The organism is Rhizosphaericola mali (assembly GCF_004337365.2).
Lineage (GTDB): Bacteria > Bacteroidota > Bacteroidia > Chitinophagales > Chitinophagaceae > Rhizosphaericola > Rhizosphaericola mali.
The window spans coordinates 784,404-803,884 of sequence record NZ_CP044016.1; the positions used below are offsets into that span (position 1 = coordinate 784,404).

The window sequence follows — 19,481 nt, forward strand, 5'->3', positions numbered from 1 at the left end:
TGATTTTTTAAATGGTTAAAATATTGTTAATATTGTTAATATTGTTAATATCTTTAATTTAATCAAAAATTTAAACTGTTTAAACATGAAAAAGTATCTTTTACCGATTTTAGTTTTAAGTGGAGTCATTTCAGCGTTCGGTTCTGTCTATGCTATAAAAGCCCATAGTTGCCCTTCTCCTTGTGAAAAAAGAGAGAATAACGTGTGTTGCATGGGAGTAGAAGTAAGTGATAATGGTGATGCTGTCGGTTGGAGCATCAAAGGTGTAGTACGTGTATCCACACCTAGTAGTAATTTAGCTGATTGAGAATTAATAATTTAGTATTCTCCACTTGCTGAAAATTATTCAGTAGGTGGAGTTTTATATTTTGATTATATGAATCTAAAATTTACTGTTTTAATTATAATAGCATTTGTATTTTTTTTGATATTTAAAGTTTATCAGCTTAAAAGAGATGTTGGAAATGAATTAAAGAGCTTTGATAGGATTATTCTGGATTCTATTGATATAGATAAAAATGCATGGAATACATTGCCAATAAATAATGTTGGAAATCAAAATGGACCAGTTGCATATTATATACATTCTGGATATTCAAGCACCAAAGAGTCTAATTTTTCGTTTTTTCCTGTTGGAAATTCGTTTGATTTGTTATCGACATTAAAGACAGAACATTATACTAATTATGTTTATCAAAATTTACAACAATGGATTGTACAGAATAATGAATTAAAACATGAAAAAAAGAATATCAAACTTCCAATATATACTCTCAATGCAACTGTTGCGGACGATAATTTGCTGGTTGTAAAATATTTTGATTTTTCACTACAGAAAAATATAGTTGCATTAGAAGATAGGAGTGGTCACTTGTTAAAAAAATATAATGGTGTCTTTGGAAATATCCAAGATGGTGGTTTAAGTACCGACTGCTCTATTTTAAGTAATGATTCCTTGCTTTTTTGTATTTCTAAGTATACTAATAATGTGAAATGTATCAATCGTTCTAACGGAAATATTTCCAATTTTAAAAGTATAGAAAAGCATGAAAAATACCCAGATGTAATAAATTCGCGTAATGGCAAAACATATTCTTTTAGGCGGAATCCATTTTTGATACATCCTATGTCTAGACTACTAGGTAACAAGGTATTTATATTGAGCACATTCAAAAATAATTGGAAAAAGCAGTACTCTAAAAAAGCGATGTTATTCATAGATGTGTATTCTATTGAGTTGAAATATCTTTACTCATATGAATTAAAAAATATATCAGATATTGAAATAACTGATTTTTGTGTTTTTGATGGGAATTTTGCTTTGACAAGTGGTAACAAGTTCTTGCTGGCTACTTGTAAAATGGCAAATTAATTACAGTATTGATTGTTTATGAAAAAAATATTGTTTATGAGTAATTCGAAATCTTTAATGTTTTATTATTTCGAAAAAATAACTATTTATTTAATTATTTTTTTGTTTGTCGGTACGGGCGTGAGTAAAGTATTAAATTTTAACACATTTATAGATACACTTAATAAATCGCCATTCATACCTGATCATTTTATTACAGGGGTCGGCGTGGCTGTTCCTGTAATTGAATTTAGTCTAGTCATATTATTAATAATAAATAAGACAACTTATTTAGGTGTTAGTCTATCATTTTTACTAATGTCACTTTTTACTTGTTATACCTTTTTCTTATTTAATTATAGTCCTTATTTACCATGTTCATGTGGAGGGATTATAAATAGCTTATCATGGAAACAACATATATGGATTAATTTATTAATCAGTTTAATGTTGTTGATTTTATGTCTAAAAATGCCAAAAAAGAGTATATGAAATTCTTTTGTTGTTTCATTATTTTTCTTTTTTTAAAAACCATAGTTCATTCCCAGATATTGATAGAGCGAACCATAATCGTCAAAGACAGTAGTACTGGTGAATACCTACAATATCCAAAGATGCGTTATGCATTAAATGATCAGAATGGAAAATTCGTCGAGATTATTGGCAATGAAAAAGGTTTAATAGATTTATCTCTTTTGCCTAATGCATCTACAATATACTATAGTATTTATAGTGATGCATATGATACAAGTAAGGGTATTGGTATTGTAAAAGCTTTGTATGGTAAACAAATAAATCTGTCTTCTCAATTAGAAAAACGACTTCAAAATGTGACAGTAGTCGGGCATCGCAAAGCGATTACGTTGGCTCCTAACGAAATTAAGATTAACTGGAACAAATATATGAAGGATGGGGCTAGTCCTTTATCTAAAACGATTGAAAGACTTCCTTTTGTCGTTAATAATAGCCTTAGCCCAAATAATCTTTTGCTCGAAACGGTTGGAAAGAAAAAAGTAAAGGTTTTTCTTGATGGTCGTGAATTGTCTGATGCAGAGGTTTTGTCACTTCCTTCGATGTCTATCGCTAAGGCATCTTTAGTAACCTTTCCTAGTGCCGGCGAGACCGATGGCAATTCTGCTATATTATACCTTACAACGCTCAATTACGCTTATTCCTATCACTTCCAAGAAATTACTGGAGGGTATGACGTTGGCGTTTCTGGTCCATCACTGACCTATCGGAATACAAAGAAAAATGGTGCATGGAGCAGTAATATTTTTCTGAATGCATATCATTATGATTTTCCGAACATGTACACCGCACGCTCTTACGATAATATTGTTTTTCAAAAGGATACAACCAAATCGAAATCTACCACGGTCATTTTCTCTGCTAGTACCACAAAGGTGGGACGAAAAGGAAGTTTGTTAACATTTGGATTAACATCTAACATTTTGTTGTCCAATAGTGACGTACATTCTTTTAGTCTTGATGATGGTTCGCTGTATACTAATACAAAATTTAGATATTTCAATGTATCCGCCTTTATGAATTATCAATGGACTACGATCAATGGTAACAAGTTTCGACTATCGACATTGGTAGATGTTAATCCTAACAACCACAATTCTTTAAAGAGTGAAAGTATAGTGACTGATTTATTGTCTAGTAATAGACAAACAAACTATAGTGAAAATATTTCATTAAAATATACAACCAAAAGTAAAAATTTGGGCGATTGGAAATGGTCTCAGAGTTTTAACAGTGGTCTCAGATTTAAACAGAATTCTATTCAAAGATCCATTGGAGAAGAAAATACTGCTAGTAAAAATATACTTAATGAGTCGAGTTTTTTCACAGGATATAGTGCGGCCATTACTAATGAAAAATATTCTTTAGAATTCAGTATAGTGGGGAATCTTTCTACAATAAATGGATACAGCGTTCCTAATTATCAACATGGTTATGTATATCCAAAATTAACTGCTGGCTATACAATTGATGATAATAATTCATTGACATTGTCATTCTCAAACCCGACATACCGGCCAAACTTGTCCTCTTTAGCTAGCGATAGTAATTATAATAGTAACTGGTTGATTGTCCGAGGTGATGATCAGCTAAAAACAGAGAAGGAATATACGGCCGATTTTTTGTTGACTTCGACTTTAGAAAAGAATTTATCCTTAGAAGCATCTTATACAGGGTCGTATTTTCAAAATGGTATTGTTACTTTGTTTAGTAAGGATGCTCCATCTGGTTATACTTTTTATACCTCATGGCTCAATTGTGAATATTTGCTACACTCACTTTCTTTCAATTTGAATTATGAGTTGTCTAACTTTTTTTCTATACGTTCAAATACCAAAGTTAGTTATATTGCTTTTCGTGATCAGAGTTTATTGCCAAATTTTAAAAAAGGTTTTTTCTTTGAAGGAGATGTTCGGGCAAATTATACCATTGGTAAGGTAGGTGACCTTTCTCTTTTGGCAAATTGGAATCCTTTGAACCGTAGTTATTTTGTTCAAAAAAGAGAAAAAGTATATTTGGACTTTTCCTATACTAAATCAATAAGCAAAGCAGTTAGTATTTATTTTGCTGTATATGATCTATTAGGCAACAAAGGTAATAGAGCAACCGATTATCAAAATGGATTATACATCCATCAGACACAAAATAATAGAACTCTCAGTATTTCTTTTACCTGGAAATTAGGGCAAATGTTTGGTGTTAGAAATGCTGGTTCTGGAGGCTCAGAGGTAATTCCTTCCGATACAAAAAAATAAATAATTCAATTAACTTGCGACCATGAATGTTGATTTTATAGTCGTCGGTCAGGGTGTATGTGGGACATTTCTTTCCTATTATTTATTGGAAAAAGGATTCTCTGTAATTGTAGTAGATCAATTTAGGGAAAATACTGCTTCGCAAATAGCCAGTGGCGTGATCAATCCGGTTACTGGTCGTCGTATTGTCAAAACTTGGATGATTGATGAATTGATGCCTTTTTGTTGGGATGCTTATTTCGAAATAGGCAATAAATTAGGCAAAAAATATATTCAAAATGTCAAAGTTTTGGACTTTCATCCAGCGCAACAGATGCATGACGCATTTCAAAAAAGATTGCAAGAGGAAAATGTAGATTATTTATCCGAAGAAGATACTGCTAACTGGCAAAATAAATTTTCTTTTGAATATGGAATTGGTGCGGTGAGTCCAGCGCATTGGATCAATTTGAGAGAACTATTGCATGATTGGCGACAATTTTTAATGTCAAAGAATATTTTACTGGAAAATGAATTCTCAAATGAAGATTTGGCCTTGGCATTAGATGGCATTGTTTATCAAAATATACACGCAAAAAAAATTGTCTTCTGTGATGGTGTTGGGAATGCAAACAAACAATTTTTTCCCAATCTTCCCTTTGCCCCGAATAAAGGCGAAGCAATTTTAGCGAAAGTTCCAGATTTACCTGCTGAATTTATTTACAAAAAAGGTTTAAGTATTGTGCCTTGGTCTCCAGAGAACCATCTTTTTTGGATTGGTTCCACGTATAATTGGCAATTTGAAAATGACGAACCAAGCGAGGCATTTAGACAAAAAGTGGAAGAAACCTTGACGAATTGGTTGAAATTGCCTTTTGAAATTGTAGATCATTTGAGTTCAATTCGTCCCGCAAATACAGAAAGACGACCTTTTGTTGGTTGGAATGCAAATACGCCACAAATTGGGATTTTGAATGGAATGGGAACAAAAGGTTGTTCGCTTGCACCTTATTTTGCAAAGCAATTAGTGGAAAATTTTACAGATCAAACGCCAATTAACGAATTGGCCGATGTTAGCAGATTTTTTAAGTAATTGAAATACGATACATACTATGAAACATTTGAAAATATTACCCTTCTTCAGTTTGGTTATATTCATGCTTAGCTGTAATAATTCTGGTTCTGAAAGTATCGAATCCGAATTATCAACTTCAAATAATCAAAAAACAATCGGTTATTCTGTGATAAATGTTTATCCACATGATACAAAAGCTTTTACCGAAGGCTTATTTATAAAGGATAATATTTTATTTGAAAGTACGGGTGGCAAGGGAAATAAAGATGATGATAATAAAAGTTTCATCATTAAACGAAGTTTGAAAGATTTACATCCGATTGCTCAAATTAATCTTCCGAAAAATATATTTGGAGAAGGTATTTCTGTCGTAGGAAACAAATTATACGAACTAACTTGGGACGAACATATTGTCTTTGTATATGATGCTAAAAATTTCCAAAAACTTGGAGAGTTACATTGGCCATATGAAGGTTGGGGTATGACAACAGATGGCGTTCGCTTATATATTTCTACTGGAAGTGATAAAATCTACATTGTCAATCCGACAGATTTTTCGGTACAAAAAGTAATAAACGTTACCGAAAATGGTGAGCGTTTGGATAATATCAATGAATTAGAATATGTAGATGGATATATTTATGCCAATGTTTTTCAGAAAGATGTGATTGTAAAAATTGATTTAAAGGATGGAAGTGTTATCGGGACGCTTGACCTCTCCGATATAAAACAAAAAAGTGGAACGGATTTTAACTTGGGCGATGATCTGTATAACAATAAAGTTTTGAATGGAATTGCATATGATAGCATACATAATACATTGATTGTCACGGGTAAAAATTGGCCCAATTTATTCGAATTAAAACTTCAATAAACAATCCTATACATTACCAATTATACGTCACTTATAAGGTTTCATTTGTGATTAGTATAATTATATGCTTAAATTTGCATTTCTCTATTAACAATAGATTTCTAAGATGAAAAAAATATTTTACGTTTTATTGTCTTCTGCGGTATTTGCGGCTTGCAATAGCAACAATTCCACAGATCAAAATACAACTACTCAAATTACTGATCAGAGCTCGACAGATCCTGCAAATATTAATTATTCCGTCGTTAATGTGTATCCACATGATACGGCAGCATATACAGAAGGGTTATTTTGGGATAATGGATTTTTATACGAAAGTACAGGTGGTAACGATGATGGACGTAAAAGCTTTGTTATCAAACGCAGTTTGAAAGATATTAAGCCTGTTCAGCAATTGGATATTCCGTCCAATTTTTTCGGAGAGGGAATTACGATATTGGGTGATAAATTATTCGAATTGACTTGGCAAGAGCATAAGGTTTTTGTGTACGATGCGAAAACTTTCCAAAAAACAGGTGAATTCTCTTGGCCACAAGAGGGTTGGGGTATGACGACGGATGGAAAAAGTTTGATCATTTCCACTGGATCGAGCAATATTTATTATGTAAATCCTAAAGATTTTTCTGTAGAGAAAATTGTTGGTGTAAGTAATAATTATGGTCCTTTGGGTAAATTAAATGAATTGGAATATGTTGATGGATTCATTTACGCAAATGTTTGGCAGACGACTTCTATCGTAAAGATTGATCCGAATTCAGGTAAAGTTGTTGCTGTATTGGATTTGTCAGATATCAAACAAAAAAGCGGTAAAGATTTCGCATTGGTCAATGATCCTACAGGAGATAAAGTGTTAAATGGTATTGCGTATAATCCTACCACCAAAACATTTTATGTTACGGGAAAAGATTGGCCATATATATACGAACTTAAATTACAATAAGAACTTGGACGCAATATAAATGTTGAATTTATATTGTAATTTTAAAAGTGTTGCCTCGCGCAACCAACAGAATAATCAGAATTGAAGATGGATATATCCTGCACAGATAAAGAATTGTTCCTATTTAAAAAAATCGCAGCCGTTGCCGAGGAATTGGCAATGCCCGCATTTTTGATAGGAGGCTATGTGCGTGATAAGTTGTTGAATAGACCTTCTAAAGATATCGATATCGTGTGTCTTGGTGATGGCATTGCCTTTGCCGAAGCCGTTGCTAAAAGATTTAATCCCAAACCAGCTGTGGCAGTTTTTAAAACCTATGGTACGGCGCAGATTAAAATACACGATGTAGAATTAGAATTTGTAGGTGCTCGCAAGGAAAGTTATCACAGAGAAAGTCGCAATCCAGAAGTCATTCCGGGATCGTTACAAGATGATCAAAATCGTCGAGATTTTACGATTAATGCACTTTCAGTTAGTTTGAATAAAGACGATTATGGCAGTTTGATTGACCCTTTTAATGGGTTGAAAGATTTGTCGATTGGGCGTATTGTTACACCATTAGATCCAGATATTACATTTAGCGATGATCCTTTGCGTATGTTGCGTGCGATTCGTTTTGCAGCGCAATTAGGATTTGAAATTGACTCCAAGACATTTGAAGCAATTCAGCGAAATGCGAAACGTATCAATATTATCACACAAGAGCGCATTACGGAAGAGTTTAATAAAATTATGCTTTCCAAAAAACCTTCTATAGGTTTGGCTTTGTTGAGTGATTCGGGTTTGTTGGATATTATATTTCCACAAATGATGGCTTTGCACGGAGCGGAAAATGTGGAAGGAATTGGACATAAAGATAATTTTTACCATACACTTCAAGTAATTGACAATATTTCTCAACATACCAAAGATCTTTGGTTGCGTTGGGCGGCATTGATGCATGATATTGGCAAACCAGGAACGAAGAAATTTGAATCTGGTAGTTGGACTTTTCATGGACATGAAGTTTTGGGTTCCAAAATGGTTCCCAAAGTTTTTACCAAATTGAAATTGCCGACAAATGAAAAGATGAAATTGGTCAAAAAATTGGTCTTTTTACACATGCGTCCGGTAAGTTTGACTAAGGAAAATATTACCGATAGCGCCATCAGAAGATTGTTATTTGATGCGGGCGAAGATATTGACTCTCTAATGATGCTTTGTAATGCGGATATTACTAGTAAAAACAAGGTAAAAGTTCGTCGTTACATGCAAAATTTTGAATTGGTCAGAAAGCGCATGGAAGAAGTCGAGGAAAAAGATCGTATTCGAAATTGGCAACCGCCGATTAGTGGAGAGTTGATAATGAATGTATTTGCATTATCACCATCACGTGAAGTTGGTACGATTAAAGATGCTATACGTGAGGCAATTTTAGATGGTATTATTCCAAATAAGTATGAAGAAGCTTTTCAATTTATGTTGGAAAAAGGAAAAGAATTAGGTTTGACTCCAGTGCAAGCATTTGTCATTGGATAGCATTCACCCATAAAAAATAAGAAAGTGGCAGAATTAAAATTTAGAGTTTATTTAGAAGAAGACGATTCGATATATAGGGATGTGATCATTTTGCACAATCAAACCTTTTTGGATTTAAATAATATTATTTTAAAAGCATACGAATTTGATAGCAAATTTGAATCTACGTTTTATCGAAGCAATGATCAATGGCTAGAAGGACGTGAGATTACCAAGGAAAAATATGATAAATCTTATCGTGCGGATCCTTTAATCATGGCGGACACGACTATTGGAAGTGAGATTTTGGAAACCAATCAAAAGTTCAAATATGTGTATGATTTTACCAAACATTGGGCTTTTTTGATTGAATTGATAAAAATAACGAAAGAAATTAGTAGTAAAATTACCTATCCAGCAGTGGCTCGTTTGGAAGGAATTGGACCGCAACAATATGGTACAAAAAGCCTTTTGGGAGACAAATTTTTAGATATTGAAGAGAAATATGATCTCAAAGGTGATGCCGAAGGTTTTGGTTCTGAAAATGAAGATGGCGTTTCTGATGAAGGAGGTGAGGATAGTTTTGATGATGGTGGAGATGATTTTTAGTTTTAATTCATTTAAATAAATATATTGCTGCCTTATGTACGTAGAGCAACAAGTAAAGGAATTACAAAAAGATACTTTAGAATTATTAGCAAATACAGCGCATTTAGATGTAGACAAGCTGCCCCTTTTACGGGCAGTTTTGCATTTTCATGAAAATCGTTATTACGTATTGGACAATCCTTTGATTTCGGATACGGAATACGATATGCTGTATAAAGCTCTAGAACGTATCGAAAAGGAACATCCGGAATTGATAACTCCTGATTCTCCTACACAGCGTGTCGGGAAGGAATTGTCGGGGGATTTTCAGACAGTAGATCATTTGGTGCCGATGCTTTCTTTGAGCAATTCCTACAACGCGGAAGATTTAAAAGATTGGGATGAGCGTGTGCGTGAAAAGAACGTATCCGAATTGAAATATTGCGTCGAACCCAAATTTGACGGAGCAGGCATTTCCCTTATTTATGAAAATGATTATCTCGTACGTGGTGCGACACGTGGCGATGGTGTGCAAGGGGATGATATTACCACCAATATCAAACAGATTAAATCCATTCCGCTATCTGCGCCATTTTCCAAATATGGTATCCAACAAATTGAAATTCGCGGTGAAGTTTTGATGTTCAAAGAATCTTTCAAAAAATACAATCAATCTCTAGCCGAACAAGGGCAAGCTATTTTAGCGAATCCGAGAAATGCAGCTAGTGGGACGATTCGTATGAAAGATCCTGCAATTGTAGGTAAAAGAAATTTGTCTGCTTATTTGTACTATGTCAGTGACTATACTTTGATTGACGAAAATGTTCCTTTAGATGAACATTTGAAATCTCAATCAGGTTGTTTGCAGATGCTTTGGGATTGCGGATTTCTTTCTCCTGTAAAGCAAATTCAGGTATATAGTTCGATTGAAGATGTTGTCAAACATGTACATGATTTTGAGGAGATGCGAGACACTTTGCCATTTGAAATTGATGGTATGGTAATCAAAGTGGACAATATCGAAACGCAAGAATTTCTTGGTAGCACTTCACATCATCCGCGGTGGGCAATGGCTTTTAAGTTTAAAGCACGTCAAGCGACAAGCCATTTGCGTGAAGTTATTTTCCAAGTTGGTAGGACAGGAGCGATTACTCCTGTTGCAAAAATTGATCCAGTGGCAATTGGCGGCGTGACGGTTTCGTCTGTTTCTTTGTTTAATGAAGATATTATCAAGGAAAAAGATTTGAAAATAAATGATACCGTTTTGGTAGAACGTGCGGCAGATGTAATTCCTTATATTGTTAAATCTCAGGCAGAATTAAGAGATGGTACGGAAACTGAAATCGTATTTCCTACGCATTGTCCTGTTTGTAATTCTGAGTTGATCAAGCCTGAAGGAGAAAGTGTTTGGCGTTGTGTCAATCCCAATTGTGAAGCGCAAGTTTTGGAAAAAATTATTCATTTCGGTAGTAAAGACGCTATGGACATTCGCAATCTAGGAGATGCTTTAGTACGCAAATTTTTTAGTTTGGGTTTATTGAAAGACATTCCAGGGATTTATAGTTTGGACTATGAAGCCATTGGTAATCTGCCAGGGTTTGGAAAAAGATCGGTAGAAAATTTACAAACCGCCATTGAGGCGAGTAAAAGTCAAACTTTAAATAGATTGATTTACGCTTTGGGAATTCGCTACGTAGGTGAAACAACGGCTAAAACATTGGCAAATAAAATCACCAATCTTTGGGATTTAAAAAATTATAGTTCGGAGGAATTAATGGCATTGGAGGATATTGGTCCTAAAGTGGCCAAAGGAATCCAAGACTTTTTTGCTATACCTGAATCAATTGAAATGTTGACAAGATTGGAAGCTGTTGGCGTTTCATTTGCCAATCAAAAGAAAAGCGGCGTAGCCGAGGGCGAAGATGTTTTACACGGACAAAGCTTTCTATTTACGGGTTCTTTAACCAAATTTAAAAGGAGTGAAGCGGAAACATTAGTTGAGTCTCGTGGTGGAAAAATATTAAGTGGTGTAAGTTCCAAATTGAATTATCTAGTAGTTGGTGAAGATGCGGGAAGTAAATTGGAAAAAGCCAAGAAACTCAATACCGTCAAGATCTTATCAGAGGATGAATTTTTAGCTATGACTCAATTATAGTCTTATAACAACTATTTGGCGTAACCAAGACGCCAATAGTTGTTGTTTAATAATTTATCCAAAGTTCTGAGTCCTTCATCTTCGTTGCGCTTAATGATATTTTTTAATAATACTTCGTGTAGACCATGAACTAAAGCAAAATGAGAAATATTTCCCTGATCTCTATTTTGAAAATATTCTCTTAATCTTATTGTAAAATATCGATATTGTTCTTCCAATATCTGATTGTGTGTCGCCTTTGCAATACCCACGTGAAATCGAATGTCCGCGTCTAATGCTTGTTGAAACCTACCTGCTAAAGTTGAATTTTTTCTATCCGTAAGCGCCTCTGTAATCTCGATAATATCATTGGCATTCCTATACTTAATAGCCTGTATTAAGATTTCTTTTTCTAGTAAATATCTTACATCATTCACTTCCTTTAATCGCAATCGATTCATACGAATATCATCCGTCACATTTCGCTCTATTTGCAAATTTACAAATGTGCCAGAGCCTCTTTTTACAGTCAGTATTCCTACATTTTCAAGTGTTTTTACAGCCTCTCTTATCGTAGATCTTCCAGCACCATATAATTTCATTAATTCGGGTTCCGTAGGGATTTTGTTTCCGGGCTTGTAAACTCCAAATGTCAAATCATCTTGTAATTTCTTTATTATTTTTTCGGTAAGCGTATTTTTTATAATCATTTAAGCAGAAATATGGTTTAAACATCTGATGAATTTAGAACTATTATTTATAGTTTGAGATTCATTTTAGAGCGTAAATAAACGAAAAAAAAGTTAATTGGTATGATGAATTGACGTTTATATGACAAATAAAAGACATTTGCAATTCTTTAACTTTTGGATCTCCTACTACATTTGCAACCGCCATACCTAACTGATCGTGGCAATATATTATCCTATATTCTTATACTCAATATGAAAAAAAAATTATTTCTTGTCTTTTGTAGTTTCTCTGCTATCGTTGCTTATGCGCAGAAAAATACTATAAAAGGAATTGTAAAAGACTCTGCCGATCAACACATATTGATCGGTGCCGTCGTTGAAAATGAAACAACCCATACTAAAAAACTAACTAATGCAGATGGGCATTTTTTGTTGAATGGACAACCTGGCGATAAGTTAAAAATAACATTCATAGGCTATTCTACTAAGGAGATAACTATAGAAAATAATCAACCTTTCTATGAAGTTTATTTGCCTACTAATAATGAATCTTTATCTGATGTAGTTGTTACTGGCGCTTTTGGACTAAAATATAGTGCTAAAGAAATGGGTGTTTCCGTGGCTACGGTTTCTGGTAAGTCTGTAAATAATACAAAAGTAATTAATCCTTTACAAGGGTTACAAGCTAAGGTTGCAGGACTTCAAATTAATATGTTTGATGCGAGTGTGAATCCTCAAGTGAGAGTTACCTTACGTGGTGCTCGTAATATTGATGATGGGAAAAATGAACCATTATTCGTAGTTGATGGAGTCCCTTTGCCTAGTATAACGCAGTACAATCCACAGTCTCAAGGATCCACTAGAGATGCCTCTGCAATTACCTCTCTTAACCCAAATGATATAGAAAGTATTACAGTATTAAAAGGTGCAAATGCCGCTGCCGTATATGGTTCTCAAGGTGTTAATGGTGTAATCATAGTAACTACTAAACACGGTTCTAAAGGTGCTGGAAGGATTAATTTTACACACTCCACTACATTCGATAAAGTAGGTTGGTTGCCAAAATTTCAAGAAGAATTTGGTGGCGGATGGAATGGCGTATATCAACCTTACGAAACAAGATCTTGGGGGGCGAAATATGATGGCTCAACAGTAAACGTAGGTCCAATATTACCAGATGGAACACAATGGCAATTAAAATATTCTCCCATCAAAAATCAAAAATCTCAATTTTTCAATACTGGTATTACCAATCAAGAAAGTCTTTCCCTCTCTGGTGGAGACGATAAATCTAGCTACTACCTTTCTGGACAATATGCCGATGTAGAAGGTGTGATTCCTCACGATAATAATAAGAAAACCAATTTTCGTTTTAGTGGCAGTCGTAAATTTGGCAAGTTATTGTCCTCTTATTCGGTTTCTTATTCACAAATGAATGTGAGTACGACGACGTCTGAGCCTTGGAATAATGTAAGGAATCTTCCATTATACATTCCTATTAAGGATTTAAAAGACTATAAAAATCCAACAAAGTATTATGCTCACCCAGAGTATTATTTTGCGAGTAATTCTATCAATCCATATTGGGGATTGGACAATATGCGTCAAGATGCAAGACAGGAAAATATCAATGGTAACGTTTCATTTGAATATCCAATTACATCTTGGTTTAAAGCTATTTACAGACTTGGTTTTACTTCTGTTAATTCTAAATTACATGCTTTTAATGCGAAAGTGGATAATTCTGCCATTCCATATACTTATTATGATGCGGATGGTAAACTACAAACATTAAAACTGACTAATGGAACTTTTGGTCCAAGGTTGAGTGCTGCGGGAAGTGTACAAGAAGGTACGACTTCTGATCAGCAATTAAATAGTGATTTGTTACTACAATTTACGAAGACATTTAAGAAGTTTAGTACTAGACTTTTATTAGGTCAAAATTATCAAGATCAAAAAAGTTCGGAAGGTAGTACTTCTGCAAGTGCTTTGAATATGCCTGAGGTGTACAATCTTTCCAATGCTGTAGGGAATTTATCAGGTAATTTTAATTCCTATCATCAACGTCGGTATTCCTTTTTTGGTGAATTTATGGTAGGTTATGATAATTATTTGTTCTTAACATTAAACGGACGTCAAGAGAATGTTTCCGTTTTAAGTCCAGATAATAGAAGTTATTTCTATCCTGGTGCGAACCTATCTTTTGTTTTTACGAATGCCTTTCCTGAATTGAAAAATTCAATACTATCTTATGGAAAAGTGTACGGATCTTGGAGTAAGACTGCCAATTCATTCGTTGATCCATATCGCTTACAAAATGTGTATTCTCAAGTTGCAGGATTTCCTTTTGGAAATCTAAATGGTACGCAAATAACTACAACGAATGCAAATCCTGATCTTAAACCTGAATTTGTTTATAGTTGGGAGACTGGTATGCAATTGGGATTTTGGAAAGATAGGATTCGTTTTGAAGCCACTTATGCGCATGCGGACTCAAGAGATCAAATTATGGAAATATCTTCTTCTGCAGCGAGCGGATTTCTTTCAACATTTACCAATGCTGCTAGGATGAGGAGTAAATCGATAGAACTAAATTTACAAGCGGATCTTATACGTAATGAAACTTGGTTATGGACCATTGGTGCCAATTATACGCACAATGATAATACAGTAGTAAGTATTGCAGGAAATGAGGCGATGATTAATCAATGGAAAGGTTTGTATATCGTGCCAGGACAAAGATATCCGACTTATGAAATGCCTGCATACGAAACAGATCCACAAGGAAGAACTGTAGTGAATGCAACCACAGGAATTCCAATACAGTCGTCCGAATTGAAAAATATGGGTACATCCCAACCTGTGCATATGTTGGGAGTAAATACATCTATTACCTATAAAAATATTACATTCTCTGCCTTGGTGGATGCTAGATGGGGAAGTAACTATTATACTGCAGCAGCAGAAAATACAACGGCTCAAGGTTTAGCACCTATCACATCATCTTATGATAGAGGTAAATTTATTTATCCAAATTCCGTCATTAAAAATGCGGATGGTACTTATTCTGAAAATACAACCGAAGCTACATCTGACTATAATTTCTGGAATACTTACAAGAGTGTGTTAAGTAATAACGTATTCAATGGTAAATATATTAAACTAAGAGAATTAAATATTACGTATAGTTTTCCTGCTAAATGGCTTGGTGGACAGACGATGATCAAAGGCGTGAGTGTCTCTGCCGTTGCTAGAAATTTAATTAATATAAGAGCGAAAGATAATATTTGGGGAGAACCTGAAAATATATATCAAAGTGGCGTTGGATTTAGTGGTTGGAGAACCTTGCCATCTACGCGCACTTATGGTTTTAGTGTAAGTGTTAATCTTTAATTCATACTCAATTAACTCACTTATTTATTCTACTATAATGAAAAATAAAATTATTTACACTGCAATATTGGGTAGTTTGCTATCACTTTCCTCTTGTGTAAAATCTTTGGATATAAATGATAATCCAAATGCAATATCTTCTTTTACCAATGATAATCAACTAGCAGGAACATTATTGACCTCTGCAAGATTAGAATCCACTACGTTGAATGAACTAGGGAGTTTTTGGGGTGGATATTGGGCTAAAGCGTCAGATATTGCAGGAACATCTTCTGGTGCAACACAGTCTAGTTTGGATATGACGGTTAATTACACGATTGTCAATTCATTTGCCAATAGCATTTGGGAAAATCAATATTTGACTATTTATAACTTTCAATTACTTTACAATCAAGCAAAAGAAGGCGCTCCCGCTTATGCAGGTATTGCCGACATTATTCAGGGAATGCATTATATGCAGATCGCAGATTATTATAATAATGTTCCATTTTCTAATTCATTAATTCCGACCAATACGACGCCTACTTACGATAAAGGTTTGGATGTATATGAAAATGCCATTAATAAAATATCAGAAGGGATTGACTTGATAAAAAGTGCTGGTAGTGTCAATATTCCTACAATTAGCGATATTTTGTTTAAAGGTGATATGAATAAATGGATTCAATTGGCCAATACGATCAAATTAAGAGGCTTGTTGCAACTGAGTAATGTCTCTGCGGCCTCTTCTTTTATAACTTCAGAAATCACAAAAATTACTCAAGAGGGTAGTGGATTCCTTACTACAGATGCGTTGTTAAATCCTGGATTTTCCAAAAATGCAAACCAACAAAATCCTTTTTGGGATACGTACTATATGAATTATTCTGGTAATATAACTACCATGTATAATGCAGTAAGACCTACGAAATTTTTAGTAGCCAAATACAATAGTTATAATGATCCAAGAGCAAAAAATATATATAATCTAATCACCAATGATATAGTTGGTGTGCAATTGGGTACGAGTTCTACAGATCAAACCTCTACAAAATCTAGTTCATTTAAAGTCGGAGGAGTTCTGAAATCGGCAACAGCTAGTGCTCTTTATTTTTCGGCTGCGGAAAGTTATTTTTTGCAATCAGAAGCAATTTACAGAGGCTGGATTACAGGTTCGTTATCTAGTTCTTTTAAATCTGCGATTAGTTCATCTATGAATTATATTGGCGTAAGTGCAGCTGATCAAAATTCTTATTTAAGTCAATCAATTTTAGATATTGATGCTAGTAGCGATAAGTTAGGGTTGTTGATTGATCAGAAATGGTTGGCACTGAATAGCATTGATGGACATGCGGCATTTAATGATTATAGACGACTTTCTTTACCCAAAGATTTACCTGGTTCTATTTCTTATGATGCTACAGGAAAATCACATCCGAATAGATTGTTATATCCAACATCCGAACAAAGCGTTAATAAAGCAAATGTGGATGCCGAGGGAAATATTGATCCTTTTACGAATAAAATATTCTGGCAATAATCAAAAAATTAAAGCAATTTTACAAAAGGAATGCATCAATCAATGCATTCCTTCATTTATTTTAATTAAGAATGAAAAATAAACTTTTTAGAAACATTCATCTTTATCTCGGTCTGATTTCCGGATTGATATTTTTTACCCAATGCATTACTGGATTATTGCTTGTTTTCCAAGATGAAATGGAAAATACCATGTACAAACATGAGCGTTTTGTTCAATCTAAAACGCAAATGTTGCCTTTGGCCCAATTGAGCAATACTGTACAATCAACGTATGCAGACAAGAAAATTAATTTGGTAAAAATGTACGCGGACGCAGATCGTTCTTACGAATTTACCCTTTCTCCAAAAGTAAATAAAGAAGAAAAATCGGTTGCGAAAAAGCCAGAAGGAGCAAAAGAGGATAAAAAGAAAAGCTCAGAAACTGCCTATGTAAATCCCTATACTGGTGAAATTTTAGCAATCAATAAGGGACATAAAGATAATTTTTTTGGAACTATATTGTCGATTCATCGAACTTTATTGGTAGATAAAATAGGAAAGACCATTTTGGGTATTTCGACATTATTTACTTTCGGAATTTTGATTACAGGAATTATTCTTTGGTGGCCAAAATCCAAGAAAGTACTAAAAACTAGGCTCAAAATAAAAACGGATGCGCATTGGAAAAGGGTAACTTTTGATTTGCATGTTGTTTTAGGATTTTATGCTTCTTTTTTCTTATTGATGATAGTCGTGACAAGTATGCCTTGGTCTTTTAAATGGGTAAATGATCATTTATACGTTTGGACAAATTCCTCTCCCAAAATGGCTGAAGCGCCAATCATTGCAAAAGACACTTCTCATGTAAAAGAGAAAAAAAATATGCTTTGGGATGTATATTTAGCCAATGCAAAAAAATATTATCCTAATGTTAAATATTGGCAGATATCCCTGCCAACGAAAAAACAAAATGTCGTAGCGATTACTGTTCCGAGTAGGGTGCCTTTACATAGCAATGCCTTTGATAATTTGTATTTGAATCCTAAAGACGGAGCGACCATTCAAGAAAATAGATATCAAGAAACGCCCGCTGGCTGGAAGATTAGACGGTATCTGAAGCCCTTGCATACATTTGCCATCGGCGGTATTCCTACAAAAATTTTGGGTTTTATATTTATGATTATTGCTGCAAGTTTTCCAATTACGGGTGTTATGATGTGGATCAATCGGCAACCCAAAAAGAAGAAAACCGCTTAGGCGTACAAACTAGCTTTTTGAAAAAAGCAAAAAAATGGATAACATTGCGGAACTTTTTATTAAAATTGAATAATCATGAGCGAAATTCTTGACATACACGCAAGACAAATTTTGGATAGCCGTGGCAATCCGACAGTTGAAGTTGATATCGTAACAGAGAGCGGTGCGTTTGGCCGTGCAGCAGTTCCTTCTGGAGCTTCTACAGGTGTTCATGAAGCAGTAGAATTACGTGACGGCGACAAAGCTGTTTACCAAGGTAAAGGCGTATTGAAAGCTGTAGAAAATATAAATGAAATCATCGCTAAAGAATTGAAAGGTTTTGAGGTGAGCGACCAAGTGGGATTGGATAGAGCTTTGTTGGCTTTAGATGGTACAGAAAATAAAGGAAAATTAGGCGCAAATGCATTATTGGCTGTTTCATTAGCTGCTGCAAAAGCTGCTGCGGAAGAAGCTGGTTTGCCTTTGTATCGTTATGTTGGTGGTGTGAATGCTACAACATTACCTATTCCATTAATGAACATTTTGAATGGTGGTGTTCACGCGGATAATAAAATTGATTTCCAAGAATTTATGATCGTTCCTCACGGTGCGTCTTCTTTTTCAGAAGCATTACGTTGGGGTACAGATGTTTTCCATACATTGAAAAGAGTATTGAAGAAAAAAGGTTTCAGTACCAATGTAGGTGACGAAGGTGGTTTTGCTCCTGATATGCAAAGCAACGAAGAAGCTATCCAAACTGTATTGGAAGCAATCACTGCTGCTGGATACAAACCAGGTGAACAAATCTCCATCGCTTTGGATGCAGCTAGCTCTGAAATGTTCAAAGATGGTAAATATGTATTCTATAAAAGTTCTAAAGAAGCTATTTCAGCAGATGAAATGGTCGCTTTCTGGACGGATTGGGTAAATAAATATCCTATCGTTTCTATCGAAGACGGTATGGCCGAAGATGATTGGGATGGTTGGAAAAAATTAACTGATGCAATTGGCGATAAAGTTCAATTGGTGGGTGATGATTTATTCGTAACGAATCCTTCTATCTTGGCTCGTGGTATCGAAAATGAAGTGGCTAATAGCATTTTGATTAAAGTAAACCAAATTGGTACTTTGACTGAAACTATCCAAGCGGTACAATTAGCACAAAGAAATAAATATACAACTATCATGAGTCACAGAAGTGGTGAGACTGAGGACACTACTATCGCTGACTTGGCGGTTGCATTGAATTGTGGTCAGATCAAAACAGGATCTGCTAGTCGTACAGATCGTATGGCAAAATACAACCAATTGATCCGTATCGAAGAACAATTAGGTTTGGATGGTGTATTTCCAAAAGATATCTTTTAAGAATTTAGATTAAAATCTCAAATAGATTTATTTTTAGACCTCTTCTTTAAACAGAAGAGGTTTTT

The 19,481-nt window shown here is 34.4% G+C and carries 14 protein-coding genes; 13 read left to right on the forward strand and 1 reads right to left on the reverse strand.

Features of this window, described 5'->3' with window-relative positions:
* Positions 1–376 precede the first annotated feature (376 nt).
* The 9 genes from E0W69_RS03385 (at position 377) to ligA (ending at position 11,245) form a co-directional block, all read left to right on the forward strand.
* Positions 377–1,372 carry a hypothetical protein gene (locus E0W69_RS03385; protein WP_131328635.1) on the forward strand — a complete coding sequence of 332 codons (996 nt, stop codon included), beginning with the start codon at positions 377–379 and terminating at the stop codon, positions 1,370–1,372.
* A gap of 57 nt (positions 1,373–1,429) precedes the next feature.
* On the forward strand, positions 1,430–1,843 hold the full coding sequence (locus tag E0W69_RS20775; protein ID WP_407690704.1) for a MauE/DoxX family redox-associated membrane protein: 414 nt from the start codon (positions 1,430–1,432) through the stop codon (positions 1,841–1,843).
* Positions 1,840–4,137 (forward strand): outer membrane beta-barrel protein, encoded by a 2,298-nt coding sequence (locus E0W69_RS03390; RefSeq protein WP_131328636.1) that lies wholly within the window; start codon positions 1,840–1,842, stop codon positions 4,135–4,137. The genes E0W69_RS20775 and E0W69_RS03390 overlap by 4 nt, the downstream gene beginning before the upstream one ends.
* 22 nt (positions 4,138–4,159) lie before the next feature.
* Positions 4,160–5,209, forward strand: coding sequence for an NAD(P)/FAD-dependent oxidoreductase (locus E0W69_RS03395; RefSeq protein ID WP_131328637.1), 1,050 nt, complete (start codon positions 4,160–4,162; stop codon positions 5,207–5,209).
* Positions 5,210–5,228: 19 nt separating this feature from the next.
* Complete coding sequence (locus E0W69_RS03400) at positions 5,229–6,065, forward strand: glutaminyl-peptide cyclotransferase (RefSeq protein ID WP_131328638.1); 837 nt, start codon at positions 5,229–5,231, stop codon at positions 6,063–6,065.
* A gap of 106 nt (positions 6,066–6,171) precedes the next feature.
* Positions 6,172–7,005: a glutaminyl-peptide cyclotransferase gene (locus tag E0W69_RS03405; RefSeq protein WP_131328639.1), complete on the forward strand. Its 834-nt coding sequence runs from the start codon at positions 6,172–6,174 to the stop codon at positions 7,003–7,005.
* 87 nt (positions 7,006–7,092) lie between these two features.
* Positions 7,093–8,523, forward strand: coding sequence for a CCA tRNA nucleotidyltransferase (locus E0W69_RS03410; RefSeq protein WP_131328640.1), 1,431 nt, complete (start codon positions 7,093–7,095; stop codon positions 8,521–8,523).
* Between the two features lie 24 nt (positions 8,524–8,547).
* Positions 8,548–9,111 (forward strand): IS1096 element passenger TnpR family protein, encoded by a 564-nt coding sequence (locus E0W69_RS03415; RefSeq protein ID WP_131328641.1) that lies wholly within the window; start codon positions 8,548–8,550, stop codon positions 9,109–9,111.
* Positions 9,112–9,145: 34 nt separating this feature from the next.
* Positions 9,146–11,245 (forward strand): NAD-dependent DNA ligase LigA, encoded by a 2,100-nt coding sequence (ligA, locus tag E0W69_RS03420; protein WP_131328642.1) that lies wholly within the window; start codon positions 9,146–9,148, stop codon positions 11,243–11,245.
* Between the two features lie 11 nt (positions 11,246–11,256).
* On the opposite strand, the gene E0W69_RS03425 is transcribed toward ligA, so the two are convergent.
* Positions 11,257–11,934, reverse strand: coding sequence for a FadR/GntR family transcriptional regulator (locus tag E0W69_RS03425; RefSeq protein WP_131328643.1), 678 nt, complete (start codon positions 11,932–11,934; stop codon positions 11,257–11,259).
* Between the two features lie 234 nt (positions 11,935–12,168).
* On the opposite strand from E0W69_RS03425, the gene E0W69_RS03430 reads away from it, so the two are divergent.
* The 4 genes from E0W69_RS03430 to eno all read left to right on the forward strand — a co-directional run bounded on the left by E0W69_RS03430 (position 12,169) and on the right by eno (position 19,416).
* Positions 12,169–15,312: a SusC/RagA family TonB-linked outer membrane protein gene (locus E0W69_RS03430; protein ID WP_131328644.1), complete on the forward strand. Its 3,144-nt coding sequence runs from the start codon at positions 12,169–12,171 to the stop codon at positions 15,310–15,312.
* 37 nt (positions 15,313–15,349) lie between these two features.
* Complete coding sequence (locus tag E0W69_RS03435) at positions 15,350–16,831, forward strand: SusD/RagB family nutrient-binding outer membrane lipoprotein (RefSeq protein ID WP_131328645.1); 1,482 nt, start codon at positions 15,350–15,352, stop codon at positions 16,829–16,831.
* A 71-nt stretch (positions 16,832–16,902) separates the two neighbouring features.
* Positions 16,903–18,069, forward strand: a complete 1,167-nt coding sequence (locus tag E0W69_RS03440) for a PepSY-associated TM helix domain-containing protein (RefSeq protein ID WP_131328646.1) — start codon at positions 16,903–16,905, stop codon at positions 18,067–18,069.
* A 75-nt stretch (positions 18,070–18,144) separates the two neighbouring features.
* Positions 18,145–19,416, forward strand: coding sequence for a phosphopyruvate hydratase (gene eno / locus E0W69_RS03445; protein WP_131328647.1), 1,272 nt, complete (start codon positions 18,145–18,147; stop codon positions 19,414–19,416).
* The last annotated feature ends 65 nt before the right edge of the window (positions 19,417–19,481 follow it).